13 protein-coding genes are annotated in these 13189 nt (G+C 61.7%); 9 read left to right on the forward strand and 4 right to left on the reverse strand.

Going from position 1 to position 13189, the window contains the following annotated elements; all coding sequences use genetic code 11:
* The first annotated feature begins 53 nt into the window (after positions 1-53).
* From HNQ40_RS16880 to HNQ40_RS16890, 3 genes are all read left to right on the forward strand, one after another.
* A complete protein-coding gene (locus tag HNQ40_RS16880) occupies positions 54-881 on the forward strand; it encodes an MlaE family ABC transporter permease (protein ID WP_184678989.1) in 828 nt (275 codons plus the stop codon).
* A gap of 45 nt (positions 882-926) precedes the next feature.
* On the forward strand, positions 927-1721 hold the full coding sequence (locus HNQ40_RS16885; RefSeq protein ID WP_184678990.1) for a TerC family protein: 795 nt from the start codon (positions 927-929) through the stop codon (positions 1719-1721).
* Between the two features lie 111 nt (positions 1722-1832).
* Positions 1833-4070: an O-antigen ligase family protein gene (locus HNQ40_RS16890; RefSeq protein ID WP_184678991.1), complete on the forward strand. Its 2238-nt coding sequence runs from the start codon at positions 1833-1835 to the stop codon at positions 4068-4070.
* A gap of 14 nt (positions 4071-4084) precedes the next feature.
* Here the strand turns inward: HNQ40_RS16890 and HNQ40_RS16895 are convergent, their stop codons facing one another.
* Positions 4085-5008 carry a 4-(cytidine 5'-diphospho)-2-C-methyl-D-erythritol kinase gene (locus HNQ40_RS16895; RefSeq protein ID WP_184678992.1) on the reverse strand — a complete coding sequence of 308 codons (924 nt, stop codon included), beginning with the start codon at positions 5006-5008 and terminating at the stop codon, positions 4085-4087.
* Positions 5009-5012: 4 nt separating this feature from the next.
* The gene (locus HNQ40_RS16900) at positions 5013-5648 is read right to left on the reverse strand and encodes a TetR/AcrR family transcriptional regulator (RefSeq protein ID WP_184678993.1); all 636 of its coding nucleotides are present in this window, start codon (positions 5646-5648) and stop codon (positions 5013-5015) included.
* A gap of 205 nt (positions 5649-5853) precedes the next feature.
* Between HNQ40_RS16900 and HNQ40_RS16905 the strand changes: the two genes are divergently transcribed.
* A complete protein-coding gene (locus HNQ40_RS16905) occupies positions 5854-6507 on the forward strand; it encodes a protein-L-isoaspartate(D-aspartate) O-methyltransferase (RefSeq protein ID WP_221435600.1) in 654 nt (217 codons plus the stop codon).
* A 105-nt stretch (positions 6508-6612) separates the two neighbouring features.
* On the forward strand, positions 6613-7218 hold the full coding sequence (locus tag HNQ40_RS16910; protein ID WP_184678994.1) for a PEP-CTERM sorting domain-containing protein: 606 nt from the start codon (positions 6613-6615) through the stop codon (positions 7216-7218).
* Between the two features lie 287 nt (positions 7219-7505).
* Here HNQ40_RS16910 and HNQ40_RS16915 read toward each other — a convergent pair whose 3' ends face one another.
* Positions 7506-8366 (reverse strand): YifB family Mg chelatase-like AAA ATPase, encoded by an 861-nt coding sequence (locus HNQ40_RS16915; protein WP_315852783.1) that lies wholly within the window; start codon positions 8364-8366, stop codon positions 7506-7508.
* A gap of 178 nt (positions 8367-8544) precedes the next feature.
* Here HNQ40_RS16915 and HNQ40_RS18555 point away from each other — a divergent pair, with 178 nt between their 5' ends.
* The gene (locus HNQ40_RS18555) at positions 8545-9204 is read left to right on the forward strand and encodes a helix-turn-helix domain-containing protein (RefSeq protein WP_184678996.1); all 660 of its coding nucleotides are present in this window, start codon (positions 8545-8547) and stop codon (positions 9202-9204) included.
* 195 nt (positions 9205-9399) lie between these two features.
* Positions 9400-10521: a DNA cytosine methyltransferase gene (locus tag HNQ40_RS16925; RefSeq protein ID WP_221435601.1), complete on the forward strand. Its 1122-nt coding sequence runs from the start codon at positions 9400-9402 to the stop codon at positions 10519-10521.
* On the opposite strand, the gene HNQ40_RS16930 is transcribed toward HNQ40_RS16925, so the two are convergent.
* Positions 10514-11323 (reverse strand): HNH endonuclease, encoded by an 810-nt coding sequence (locus tag HNQ40_RS16930; protein WP_221435602.1) that lies wholly within the window; start codon positions 11321-11323, stop codon positions 10514-10516. The genes HNQ40_RS16925 and HNQ40_RS16930 overlap by 8 nt on opposite strands.
* Before the next feature lie 182 nt (positions 11324-11505).
* Here HNQ40_RS16930 and HNQ40_RS16935 point away from each other — a divergent pair, with 182 nt between their 5' ends.
* Both HNQ40_RS16935 and HNQ40_RS16940 read left to right on the forward strand, forming a co-directional pair.
* Positions 11506-11859 (forward strand): hypothetical protein, encoded by a 354-nt coding sequence (locus HNQ40_RS16935; protein ID WP_184678997.1) that lies wholly within the window; start codon positions 11506-11508, stop codon positions 11857-11859.
* A 51-nt stretch (positions 11860-11910) separates the two neighbouring features.
* A complete protein-coding gene (locus HNQ40_RS16940; RefSeq protein ID WP_184678998.1) occupies positions 11911-12384 on the forward strand; it encodes a thermonuclease family protein in 474 nt (157 codons plus the stop codon).
* Positions 12385-13189 lie beyond the last annotated feature (805 nt).

Here is a 13189-nt window from a genome sequence, read left to right on the forward strand (position 1 = left end):
GATCTCATTCCGGTGGGCTGCAACAATCAAGCGAGCGAGGCACCTCAAGGATGATGGCTGACCGGCTGGCGAACTTCGGAACCAACATCACCGACCGCCTGGCGGGGTTCGGCGAGTTTTCGCGTTTCTGCGGGCACTGGGCCTACTGGACCGTCCGCAAGCCCGCGGGCTACAGCCGGCTGCGGCTGCTCATGCCCCAGCTGTTCACCATCGGTGTCCGCAGCATCCCCGTGGTCATGCTCGTCGGGGCGTTCGTCGGCGCGGTCATCGGCCTAGAGACCTACGGCCAGTTCGAAGCGATCGGCCAGGAGAACAAGCTCGGCGGCGTCATCGCGCTGTCGGTCGTGAAGCAGATCGGCCCGGTGCTGGCCGCGGTCATGATCGCCGGCCGCGTCGGCGGGGCGGTCTCGGCCGAGGTCGGCACGATGCGGGTGACCGAGCAGCTCGACGCCCTGCGCGTCATGGGAACCGACCCGATCCAGCACCTGGTCGTGCCTCGGGTCATGGCCTGCATCATCATGCTCCCCATCCTGACGATCTTCTCGAACCTGCTGGGCATCGCGGGGGGCTACCTCGTCGTCTCGACGGGCTTCGGCGTCGACCAAACCGACTACTGGGACTTCACCGCCCAGCTCGTGACCAACTGGGACGTCTTCACCGGCCTGTTCAAGTCGGTCTTCTTCGGCCTGTTCATCGGGCTCATCGCCTGCTTCAAGGGCTTCAACTGCGAGAGCGGCGCAGCGGGCGTCGGTAAAGCGGCCACCGAGTCCTTCGTGCTCGGCTTCATCGCCATCATCATCAGCAACTTCTTCCTGGCCCAGTTCCTCAACACCCTCGACCCGCTGATCAACGGTATCGGCGGCGCAAGCGTCGTGGGCTGACCCGATTCTGATTCAACCTTCCGAACCCTTTCCGCGAAAAACTCTATGGCCGACCTCCTCACATTCGAAAACTTCGCCAATCTTGGCGTGCTCCTGTTCCTCCAGGCCGTCCTGGGCTTCGACAACCTGCTCTACATCTCGATCGAGAGCCAGCGGGCCCCGAAAGACAAGCAGAAAGCGGTCCGCCGCAACGGCATCCTGATCGCGATCGCGCTGCGCATCGTCCTGCTGTTCGTCATCATCTCGCTGATCAAAAAACTCGAAGCGCCGTTTTTCGAGGTCCACTGGGAAGGCGTGATCGAGGGCGCGTTTAACTTCTCGACGATCGTCTTCCTCTTCGGCGGGGCGTTCATCATGTACACCGCGATCAAAGAGGTCCGCCACCTCTTGTCGATCGACGACTTCCATCACGCGGGCAAATCCAAAGAGTCCAAGAGCGCAGCGCAGGTCATCGCGCTGATCGTGTTCATGAACCTGATCTTTTCGTTCGACTCGATCCTCTCGGCCCTGGCGATCACCGAGGTCTTCGTCGTGCTGGCCATCGCGATCGTCAGCTCGGGCGTGGCGATGCTGCTGCTGGCCGACCGCGTGACCGATTTCATCTCCAAGAACCGGAAGTACGAGGTCTTGGGGCTGTTCATCCTGTTCATCGTCGGCATCGTGCTGCTGGGCGAGGGCGGGCACGAGGCGCACCTCAAGCTGTTCGGCTTCGAAGTCCACCCGATGAGCAAGGCGACGTTCTACTTCTCGGTCGCGGTGCTCGTGATCGTTGATGTGATCCAGTCGGGCTATCAGAAGAAGCTGGACGCGGTGAAGGCCGCCCAGCCGAATCGGCATTGACCGGAAACGAATCGCTGATGTGAGGCGGGGCCTTGCCCATGGTGGGGCGGGCAGGTTTACACTGTGCGGATGCCGCCTGCCGACCATCACGAATTAACCGGGTTGAGTCGCATGAAATCGGCGTCGGTGGCCGCGATGGCGGTGTTGCTCACAGCGATGGCGCTGGTGCCCTGCTTCACGCCCAACTCGCCGGTGCGGTACTTCGAAAGCGACCCGCGCATCGATATGCAAGGTCTGTATGGGGATCAGCTGCCCGAGCTCGGCCCGTTGGGCATGGCCTGGCTGCAGACGCTGACGGTGGTGGTGGCGGGGCTGGGAATCGCGGTCGCGGTCTGGGCCGGGGCGAGGCTGAGCAAGGCGGCACTGGTGCTCGCGTCGCTGGGGATGGCGGTGGCGGCGTTCCATATGACCAAGGGCACCGCACGCTGGGAAGACTGGACCCAGGGCGGGGCGTGGATCGCAGCGTCGGCGGTGGGGGTGTCGGCGATGCACCTTGCACAGCACGCATCGGCCCGGAAGTGGATCGTGGCATTGGTGGTGGCCGCGGCGTTGCCGTTGCTGGCCGAGGCGGGGTGGTACGTCTGGGTGGAACACGCCATGACGGTGGCGGTGTTTGATGAGGACCCCGCCGCGATGCTGGAGCGTCAGGGGCTGGTCCCGGGGACCGAGGCCGCGGTGCTGTTCGAGCGTCGCCTGCGGTTCGCCGATGCGACGGGGACGTTTGGGCTGTCGAACGTGTTGGCTTCGGTGGCTGGGGCGATCGCGATGCTGGGGCTGGGCGTGGCGGGGTGGTCGGCGTGGCGTTCGCGGGGGCAGGGCCGATGGGTCTTGGCCGGGGCGGCGGGCGTGGCGGCGGTGGCGGCTTTCGTGGTGGTGGGGTTGACCGCATCCAAGGGCGCGACGCTGGCGCTGGTCGCCGCATTGGGCTTGGGGGGGCTCGTCTTCATCGGCACGCGTTGGAAGCGTGCGTCGGGGCTGATCCATTTCGCGACGATCGCCCTGGTGCTCATGGCTTTTGCGTCGATTGGCGTTCGGGGCGCGATGGGTCCGCCCCCGGCCTCGCCCGACGGGTTCGTGGCCGGGGCGGCGATCGACGGCGAACGCAGCCTGCTGTTTCGCTGGCACTACCTGCAAGCAGCGATACAGATCGCCTCGGAAAACCCGCTGCTCGGGAGCGGGGCACGCGGCTTTGCCGACACCTACCCGAGTGCGAAGAACCCGATCAACCCCGAGACGGTGACGAGCGCCCACAGCGTATTCACCGACCAGATCACCATGCTCGGGCTCGGCGGCTGGGCGTGGACAGCACTGATGCTGTGGTGGCTGTGGCGGGCGGGCGGCGCGGTGGGCCGATCTTTGGCGGCCGAAGACTCGTCACCCGAAACCGAGCCTTATGCGGCCACGCGTTCGACGGTGTGGACCGCGGTGGGTGCGGCGGCGGTGGTCTTCACGATCACGCTCACCGTCCGGCAGGGGGCGTTGTTCATCGACACGGCCCTGCTGTGGCTCCTGGCGCTCGCGTTGTTCATCACGGTGGCGGCGTTGCTTGGCGCACGGGGCGGGATGTCCACGACGGCCCAGCGGGTCGCGCTGCTGCTGGCCGCGACGGCGGCGTTGGTGCACAACCAGATCGAGATGGCGTTCTTCCAGCCCGCGGCGATGGGCATCCTCTGGCTGATCCTCGGTGCGGCCGGAGCGCGTGTCGTTCAATCCAAGGCGGTCGTCGCAGAAGACGCGCCTGCCGAAGCCGCTAAACCGCCGAGCAAGGTCAGCCCCATGATTGCGGGGGGTTGGGGGTTGGTCGTGCTTGTAATGATGGGCGTCTACGCCGCGGGCGTCACCCATCACGAAACCGCGATGGCCCGGGCCACCTCGGCCCTGCGTGCGGGCAATCTATCGACCACACTGGATCGCTTGGCCGAGGCACAGCACGCCGCGGGGCTCGACACGCGGGCTCTGCGTTGGCGTGCCCAGCTGGTCCCGGTGTCGCAGCTCGGCTCTGTGCTGCGGTGGATCGAAGACGCGGTCGATGAAGCCAAACGCCCGGCCACGTTCGAACGCTTGCGGGCCTCGGTGTTGGCCGAGTTGGCGCAGCAGCTCAGCACGCCCGAAGCTCACGGGGCGACCGACGAGGCCTTCGCGGCGCTGGCGGAGAAATCGCCCTACAACATCCAGGACCGGCTGATGTGGGCCGACTCGCGTTGGGCCGCGGGGGAACACGGCGAAGCCCGTGAGCACTACCGGGCCGTCTTGGAATTGCGTGAGCAGAAATACCTCGACCCCGCCGACCCGCTGAGCCCTGAACAGCTTGAGCGGGTGCGTCGGGCGCTGGAATCTGCGGCTCCTTAAGACGTCGTGTGGTGTCAGATCGTCTGTGTCGACAACGCGGCCACGTTCAATTCATCGCGGATGACTTGCGCTAACCCTTCGGCATCGTCTGCCGAATCGGTGACGGCAAAACACGCCGCCCCCGACCCGGTGACATGCACGGGGCGGGGCGAGAGCCTGCCCAGGTCCTCCAGGAGCGACTTGAGCCGCGGCTGGACGTCAGCCGCGGCGGCGGTCAGGTCGTTGAACAATTCGCGGTTGCCGGGCGTGAAGCCCCGGGCGAGTTCCCGGATGTCGTCGGCGTTGATCGGGGACTTCGAAGCGTTGAGCCGATCAAACGCGGCGTACACCGCCCCGGTGGGGCAGCCGAAGGGGGGCAGGATCAGCACCAGATGGATTGGCCACGTGGCGGAGCATGGGGCGGGTTCGACTTGATCGCCCGTGCCGGTGACGATCGACGAGGTTTGTCCCGCCAGCACGCCCAGGGCAAAGTGGACATCGCTCCCGAGTTCCGCCGCCAAAGCGGATTGATCGCTTGCGTTAAGCCCCAGCTCGAAGAGCCGATCCAACGCCACGATCATCCCCGCCGCGTCGCTCGACCCGCCGCCGAGCCCAGCGCCGGTGGGGATGCGTTTCTGCAGCTCAACCCGCACCGCCAGCGGCCGGCCCATGCGTTGCTCGACCAGCGCGTGAGCACGAAACATCAGGTCGTCTTCCAGTGCCCAATCGATCGCCCCCGGGACCGGAGCGTCGGGCGCATACGCCAACTCGAACGAAGACTCGCCCGGCGATTCCGAGTCGGGAACAACCCGCTCCACCGTCAACGTGTCGGCAAACGACAACGCCGCCATCCAACTCGCGATCGGGTGGAGGCGGCGGGGGTCGTTGGGTTGTGGTGGGTCGACGGCGAGCGCGAGGTTGACCTTGGCCGGGCAATCGAGGGTGACCGGGCCGGCCATTGAGTCAGCCTTGCTGCGGGTTTGAGATCGCGGTGCCGGGCAACAGGTCGTCGATGCGACGGCCCATCATGATGGCGCCGTGCAGCTGAGCCCAGAACGACTCGGCGGCACGCTGGTCGTTGAACTGCTTGGTCCAGCTCTCGATGATCTTCTGGACCACGACGGGCATCGTGGTGTCTTGCGTAGCCTTGCCGATGCTCGACAGCCAGAACATCAGGCGGTACAGCTCGGGCTGATCGCTGGCGATCTGAGCGTAGAGGTTGGCCGAGGCATCGGCTGGGGCGCCTTGCTCGATGCGTTCGAGCACGGGCTCGAAGCGGCGTTGCACGACGGCGGCGAGCAGGGCCCGCTTGTCGTCGAAGTAGCGGTAGATCGAGCCGACCGCACAGTCGAGCTGCTTGGCGATACGGCGGATGGTGGTGCCGTCGTAGCCGAGCTCCTGCAGGCAGGCCTCGGTGGCGTCGAGGATCTGCTCACGGCTGAGCTGCGTGGGCGGTTTGGGGGTGGCGACGTTGGGGACCGGGCCGATGGTGCCCAGCACGTCGGGACGAGAGACAGCGGCCGGGGTCACCGGGGCGGTCAGCGCGTCGAGAGGTTGATTCGGGTGGGGATTAACCGATCCGTCGGTTACTTGTGACATAGGCGTTCACCTCCATGCGAACAGTTATCGGTAGTTTGAAGCCTACGGCGCGAAACGTCAAGTGTCTTGTGAAAACAGGGGTTTTACGGTGTTTAGCTCGGGGGTTTTCCACATCGGGTGTGGTTTATCATGGATGTGAGGTCCGGGCAGCAGCCGATTGCCCCGCCAGACCGCGCATCGTAACCCCGAAACCGGTGAGGTGGATGTGAATCTCGATTTCGACCAAGCCGCCGAACGCATGATCCGCACGCAGCTGCGGCCGCGGGGCATCCGCGACCCGCGGGTGCTCGAGGCGATGCGGCGTGTCGAACGCCACCGGTTCGCACCGCAGCAGTTGACCCCCGCCCAGGTCTACGGCGACCACGCCCTGCCCACCGAGCTGGGCCAAACCCTCAGCCAGCCCTTCGTCGTCGCCCACATGACGGCGTTGCTCGACGTCCAGCCCGGCCAACGGGTCCTGGAGATCGGCACCGGCAGCGGCTACCACACCGCGGTCTTGGCCGAGCTCGGCGCGTCGGTGATCAGCGTCGAACGCCACGCCGCGCTTTCCGAAGCCGCGGGGCAGCGTCTCCACGTAGCCTGCCCGAAGGCGGACCTCACGCTGGTGGTGGGTGACGGCTCGCTCGGTTGGCCCGACCTCGCGCCCTACGACCGCATCCTCGTCACCGCCGCTGCGCCGAGCCTGCCGGTGGCCCTCGACCAACAGCTCGAACCCCACGGCCGAATGGTGATTCCACTGGGCGACCGCAACGAACAGGTGCTCGCGGTGTTCACCCGCGACGGCGACGAGCTCCAACGCCACGACGACCTGGCCTGCCGCTTCGTCCCCATGATCGGCTCCGACGCCTGGCCGGGTTAAGTTTCTGCATCATCCGTATATACCTCTAGCCACTACCATTTCACCTTTCGTGCGGTATATTGTGATGTCTTACGTTGTATCAATTACGGGGAAAGCCTGATGGTCATGCAAAAACTCAAACTTTCGGTGGCGGCAGTTGTGGTATGCACGTTTGTTGCGTCTAGCGCCCATGCGGTGGCGGTGACGCAAGATGGTCCATTCGTTTGGGGGCCAGACCGCATAATCCGCATGAATATCACCAACGATGATGTGGGGGCGACGTACAACTCGCTTACGATCGACACCTCGCACCTCTTCGACCAGCTCGCCGCGGCCAACGGGATGACGCTGGCAGATGTCATCTCACAGTCTTGGGTAGGCACGATTACCACAACCCAGGGTGTTGATTACACCGGTTGGTTCGGCAACTTTGATGCGTCTGGGGATATTCAGATCACAAACGTCGGTGGCACCGCGGGCATTACATACGAAACGTTCGACTACAACCACGGCATACGATTGTTTTTCATTACCCCCACCGCACTGTCCCCATTGGGCATTGGCTACGGGCTTGCAAACGCGGGGTTGGTGGAAGCAAAGGATGATGCGGGGTTGGGGGCATCGTCTTACTATGGCTCCGGCAATACCTACATCGTCCTCCCGGAACCCGGCACCCTTGCGTTTCTGGGGCTGGCGGGCCTGGGGCTCTTGGCACGCCGCCGATCCGCATAGCCCCCGGGTACCCCATTAAGCAACGACCATGCACCCCCGCACTACGCCGGGGTGTTTTTGTTTGGGGTATTTCTATCACGTTTGTCGCGTCGCGCTCACTTCCCCTCTCTTGAGGGAGGGGTTAGGGGAGGGTGTGAAACCTCGTCCTAAATCGCGGCGGACTCTCGAGTCTCGGCACCCTCCCCCGGCCCCTCCCTCAAGGGAGGGGAGAAGACAAAAAGTCACGCGTGGAGTCGTTGGGCTCTGACGTGGCTACGAGGGCATGGGCAGGCAGAGTCCGGAGCCGCTCACGTCGATCGATCCAGCAACCGGTACTGGATCGCCTCGCCCACATGGGCGACCGTGATGTCATGGCACTCTTCCAGGTCGGCGATGGTCCGCGCGACGCGGCGCACTTTGTCGTACGCCCGGGCGCTCAGGCCGATGGAGGTCATGGCTTCTCGGAGGAGTTCTTTGGCCTGCGGTTCGAGTGGCGCAACTTCGTCGAGCTCGCTGCCGGACAAGACACGGTTGGTCTTGAGTGGTCCGCCATTGCGCTCGGCCTGGCGTGCCCGCGCTTGGACGACACGCTGACGGAGTGTGGCCGAGTCGGTGCCGTTCTTCTCGCCGGTGAGTTGTTGGTAGGGCACGGGCGGGACTTCGACGTGGATGTCGACGCGGTCGATGAGCGGACCGGAGATCTTGGCCATGTACTTGTCCATCGCGCGTTGGCTCACGTCGTCGGTGGGCTTGCTGCCCTTGGGCGTGGGGTTCATGGCGGCGACGAGCATGAACCGGGCGGGGAAGCGGATCGAGCCCTGAGCCCGGGCAATGGTGACGTGGTTGTCTTCGAGCGGTTGGCGGAGCGTTTCGAGCACGGCCCGCGGGAACTCGGGCATCTCGTCGAGAAAGAGCACGCCGTGGTGGGCGAGCGACACCTCGCCGGGCCGGGGGATCGCGCCGCCACCCACCACGGCGAAGGGGCTGGCGGTGTGGTGCGGGCCTCGCACGGGGCGGGCGGTCATCAGCGACTGGCCTTTGGGGACCTGACCGATGGACGAGTAGATGCGTGTGACCTCTAACGCCTCGTCACGCGACAAGGGCGGGAGGATGCCGGGCAAGGCTTTTGCGCACATGCTTTTTCCCGTACCCGCCGGGCCGATCATCATGACATTAGCGCTAATTTAACCAACCACTGACTACGCCAACCGAGCGGATTGGAAACGCCCAGATGACGCGAAACTGATGATACGGTTAGGCGGAGTAGCTACCGCCGTGCAACGGCCCGCCGCTGGGTTTCTTTCTTTCCCCAGCGGCGGGGCGTGCGACCCAACGAAAGGAAGCCCCGTGAAACAATCAAGACGAAGGGGCGTCCGCCGCCCCCGGCACCACTACTGGCCAAGTGAAGACATCCGACACATCGACGACATCCCACCGGGCACGCCCACCGTGCTGTATTGCCGCGTGAGCGGCTCCCGCCAAGACCCGGAGCCGCAAACGCAAGATCTAATCCAAGCGGCCGCCGCCGCAGGATTGCCCGTGGTGGGCGAGCGGTGCCACACCGGCCCAGCGGGCGAGGCGTTGGCCGCAATACGCGAGGCGGCGATCCTGGCGGCCGAGCACGGCGGCGTGGTGTTGGCGACGGGGACGACCCGCTTTGCCCGTGCCGCCGCGTGGCAGACCGGCGAGCAGGACAACGTGCGGGCAGGCCAGCACACCATCAAGGAAGTATGCGAAGCCGCCGGGGTGCCGCTGGTGACGGTGCTGCACCCGGATACCCCACCGCGTGAAGAACGCGAGTACCACGCCCGGTTAGGACGCACCGCGAAGCCACCCGCCGGGCGAACACCGAATAAGCGACCGGGATATAAGAAGCGGCGGCGCTTGAAGCTACTGCCCCGCGTGCTACGCATGCGGCTGGATGGTTACAGCAACCGGGGGATAGGACGCGAACTTGGGGTGGCGGAAAAAACGGTCCGTGATTGGCTAAAACGATGCGACGCATGACTGCGGGGATTTTGCCCGCGAGTTCACATGACGAACATAGGTAAATGCCGCAAATATTTGCAATAGCTTGCGTTACTACACCTGTGGCTTGGCCTATGCTAGGCGGTATGTCCTAACAGCCAGTACTGGCCCGGCTAGCTTGCCAGCCCTACGCACCACCCATATAGTGCTGTGTAGCCAATTTTCTGACTCCATGTGAAATTATCTGTTTACGGCAAGGAAGCCATGGCCTCAAAATACAAAGTAATTGACCTATTTGCCGGAGCCGGGGGACTGAGCCTTGGCTTTCGCCAAGCTGGGTTTGAGGCTGTTTTTGCTGTTGAGAAAGAGCCCGACTTCGCGAAGACCTATGCCGAGAATTTTGGCAGCCACATCGTCGCCTCTAGTATCGAGGACGTTGTTGCTTCGGGTATTTGTCCCAAGGCGGATATCGTTGTTGGCGGGCCACCATGCCAGGGGTTCTCAAACCTCACGGGCAATAAACGTTCTGATCCTAGACGCAAGCTTTGGCAGTATTTCATGGACGTCGTAGAGTCGTCCGACTGCAAGGTTTTTGTGTGTGAAAATGTGCCAAACATGCTTACCTCGGCGGAGGGTACCGCACTCATACGGAGGGCACGTAAACTTGGATTCCATGTCACCGATGACAGCATGGGTGTTTTGCTAGCGAGCGAGTATGGCACACCGCAGAATAGGCGACGGTGCATAATCATCGGTTCAAAGCTAGGGCCTACCAAACTACCAAAACCAAATGGTGAGAAGCGAACGGTGCGGGACGCATTTCAGTCGATTCCTTTAAAGCCTATTCACAAAGATCTGCATGCAACTCCTGCTAGCGGATCTGACTTGCACATTGCCCGTAACCCCACAGAGCTTTCACTCAAGCGATACAAACTAATTCCACCCGGTGGCAACCGGTTTGATTTACAACGGTTGGCACCCGAACTAACTCCGGGCTGCTGGATACGTAAAACATCCGGAGGCACGGACCTGTTTGGACGCCTTGAGTACGACGGCCCTGCACGCTGCACAATCAGAACAGAGTTCTATAAACCCGAAAAGGGTAGGTACCTCCACCCGAAAGCTGACCGACCTATCACACATTGGGAAGCCTCACGCCTACAAGGTTTCCCCGATGACTTTCGATGGCATGGAACCAAAATTCGAATCGCGATACAAATCGGTAATGCTGTACCACCTCCACTAGCGAAGGCAATCGCCGAGAACGTTAAGAAGCATCTTCGCGAATTCAAACATAGACCAACGTCACGCCCAGCAAAGGCTGATCTAAGGCAGCTTTCATTGCTTCCTAGCTAAGCGACTTTGATCCACGCTTTTGAGCGGACTTGGCAATTTCCGCCTTGATATTCGCTGGCCATGGCCTAGAAGAAATAAGCTGATACGCGAAACGTGCGGCTCCGCTTTCACCCTTCGCCCGCACAGATTTTACTTCCCAACCAAGGTCGCGTAGCTCGCGAAGCCGACGAGTCCATTCATCATCTTGCCCAACAATCTCAAGCAAACGGCGTGGAACTATCTGTCCATCAAAAGCCTTAAGTAGTTCGCCGAGTCGCTGTATCGGTAGCTCGAAATTCATGCATTTACGCATGAGGTCTGCGTCAAGCGACGCAAAGAAATCCTTCTTTCCACCATTACATTCTTCGCATAGGGCTTCGAGGTTTTCAATATCATTTGATCCACCCCAGTTGCGAGGGACCTTGTGATCTACAACTAGCTTAACTCCGTCTTCTTTAACAGTCAGTCCGCACATTTGGCATCTCCGCCCTGCTCTATGCATGACTTCTGCACGGTCCTTAGCACTAATCGAGTGTGGCTGCTTGTGCTCAAGCGTCGGCTCAATTGATTCAAGGGCATAGAGAAACTGACGATTTCGACGCCCTTCAACACGTCGAGCGTTCCAGCCCGCATCTCTTAGTTCTTGTATCCGTTTCCGGAGTTGTTGCTGCTCATGAGGCTCGAACCCCATTACGGCACGGATTTCATTTAGCGTTACGGGCTGGGCAACACCCAAACTGATAAAAGCTCGAAGTAGTGTTTGGTGAAACGGGCCAAGACGCTCTTCTGCAAGATTCGGAATCGGAATTGAATTCAAGTCCACACGAATAAGATAATCGATGCATTAGAGTTGCGAGTGGCGGATGAGCCGCTTTTCAAAACAATCTCTATATTTCTTTAAATATCTCCTAAACAAGGAGTTGCGACGCCTATTCGTTGCCGTACAGTGCGGGTGTAACGAACGCGGCATGTTGCCGCACACCCCCAACGCCAAAGGAGACCACCATGGCAACCGCAACGAAGAAGACGACCGCAGCGACCACAACCGCGAATAAGAAGGCGACGGCGAAACAAACCGCACCGGTAGATGAGCAACCGACGGCCGCCAAGCCCAAACCGAGGAAGCCCAAGGCCCCCGGCGTACAGGCGAAGGTGACCCGGCCCTACCTCGCCGGGCAGATCATCGCCAAGCACGGTTTGGCCGCGGGTGTGACCCCGGCCATGGTGGCCGAGTTGAACGAGGCGTACGGCAAGCCGAACGACGTTGAATCTGCCTTCTGCCTGAAGAATGCCCACCACGCCATCCGTGGTGCGACCGGCCTAGCCGAAGACCAAGCGTACGAGGACGCAGCTAGCTGAATACCAAACGCCCCGGCACGGCGGGCCGCAACACCCGGTTACAATTACGTGATGCTCAGATACGCCGCATTTGCGTTTGCCTTCTTGTTATCTACCTCGACTCAGGCCGACACTCTGACCGGCCGTGTCGTGGGCGTGAGTGACGGCGACACGATTACCATCCTGATTGATAAAGAAGAAGTAAAAATCCGCCTTGAAGGCATAGACGCCCCCGAGACGGGGCAGGCATTTGGTACGCAAGCTAAGAAGGCATTGTCCGATCAAGTATTTGGCGAGGATGTTGCCGTCGTTGTTACCGATACCGACCGCTACCAACGCAAGATCGGCAGGGTGTACGTGAAAGTGAGAGGCAAGACCCGCGACATCAATCTCGCTATGGTCGCGGCGGGCATGGCCTGGCACTACACCGCCTATAGTGACGACCCCGAACTGGCCGAAGCCGAAGAAACTGCGAGGAAGAAACGCCGAGGCCTATGGCGTGATCCGGACCCGATGCCGCCGTGGGAGTGGCGGAAACAGAACTAATCTTGCTAGGTTAATCACCTCTCCTGACACCATTGTTAGCACCGGCCATGCCCCGCCCCGCGGCGGGGAATGTCATCCCCCTGCATGCCCTTACACCCCTCTTATCAACTAGACGGCCCGCGAGCCCAAGCCGGGGACCGACGCGGCAGGTGGCCGACAGGCCCACGAGAGAACGCGACCCCTAACAAAGCGACCATTGCCGGGGCAACCTCCACCCATCACCGCGAAATACAAGTGAAACGAGGGATGATTTTGCGGCTTGCTATCGCGTCGGCGCTAGATTTTTCCAAATTAGTGAAAACTTTTTTACCGCGAGCCACAGTATGGGGTTACGTGCCGAAATGATGCCCAAAACATTGAAATCAGAAAAAGGAAACTTCGACTCACATCGAATCTGTATATGGCGGGTGTGTTATGCCCGCCGAGAGACACCCTAACAAGGAGACAGACGATGAGACGTGGTGACAGTGAATATGACGAGTACGAAGAGCACAAGATTCAGACTTTCGATGATTATTTGGCCATGCTCCGCCGGAGCTACCACCTGATGCGGAAGTTGAATCATAGCGATCCCAACGAAGAAGCCGTGAGGCGAAGAGTGGCTACGGCAGTGAGTTTCATTGTGGAAGAAATCTACGTATGGAACCTGCAAGCCTCCGGGTGGGACACCGTAGGCGACGCTGTGAAGGCCCTTGTCCCGCCCCCTTATGGGAACCCGGAATGCATGTGGGCACTCGAAGAGGTAAATCCCGAGAGAGGCCAAGCGAGCAGCCCGAGGGCGTAGTACACACCCCAGCCCCGACGC

It is taken from the genome of Algisphaera agarilytica (genome assembly GCF_014207595.1).
Classification (GTDB): Bacteria; Planctomycetota; Phycisphaerae; order Phycisphaerales; family Phycisphaeraceae; genus Algisphaera; species Algisphaera agarilytica.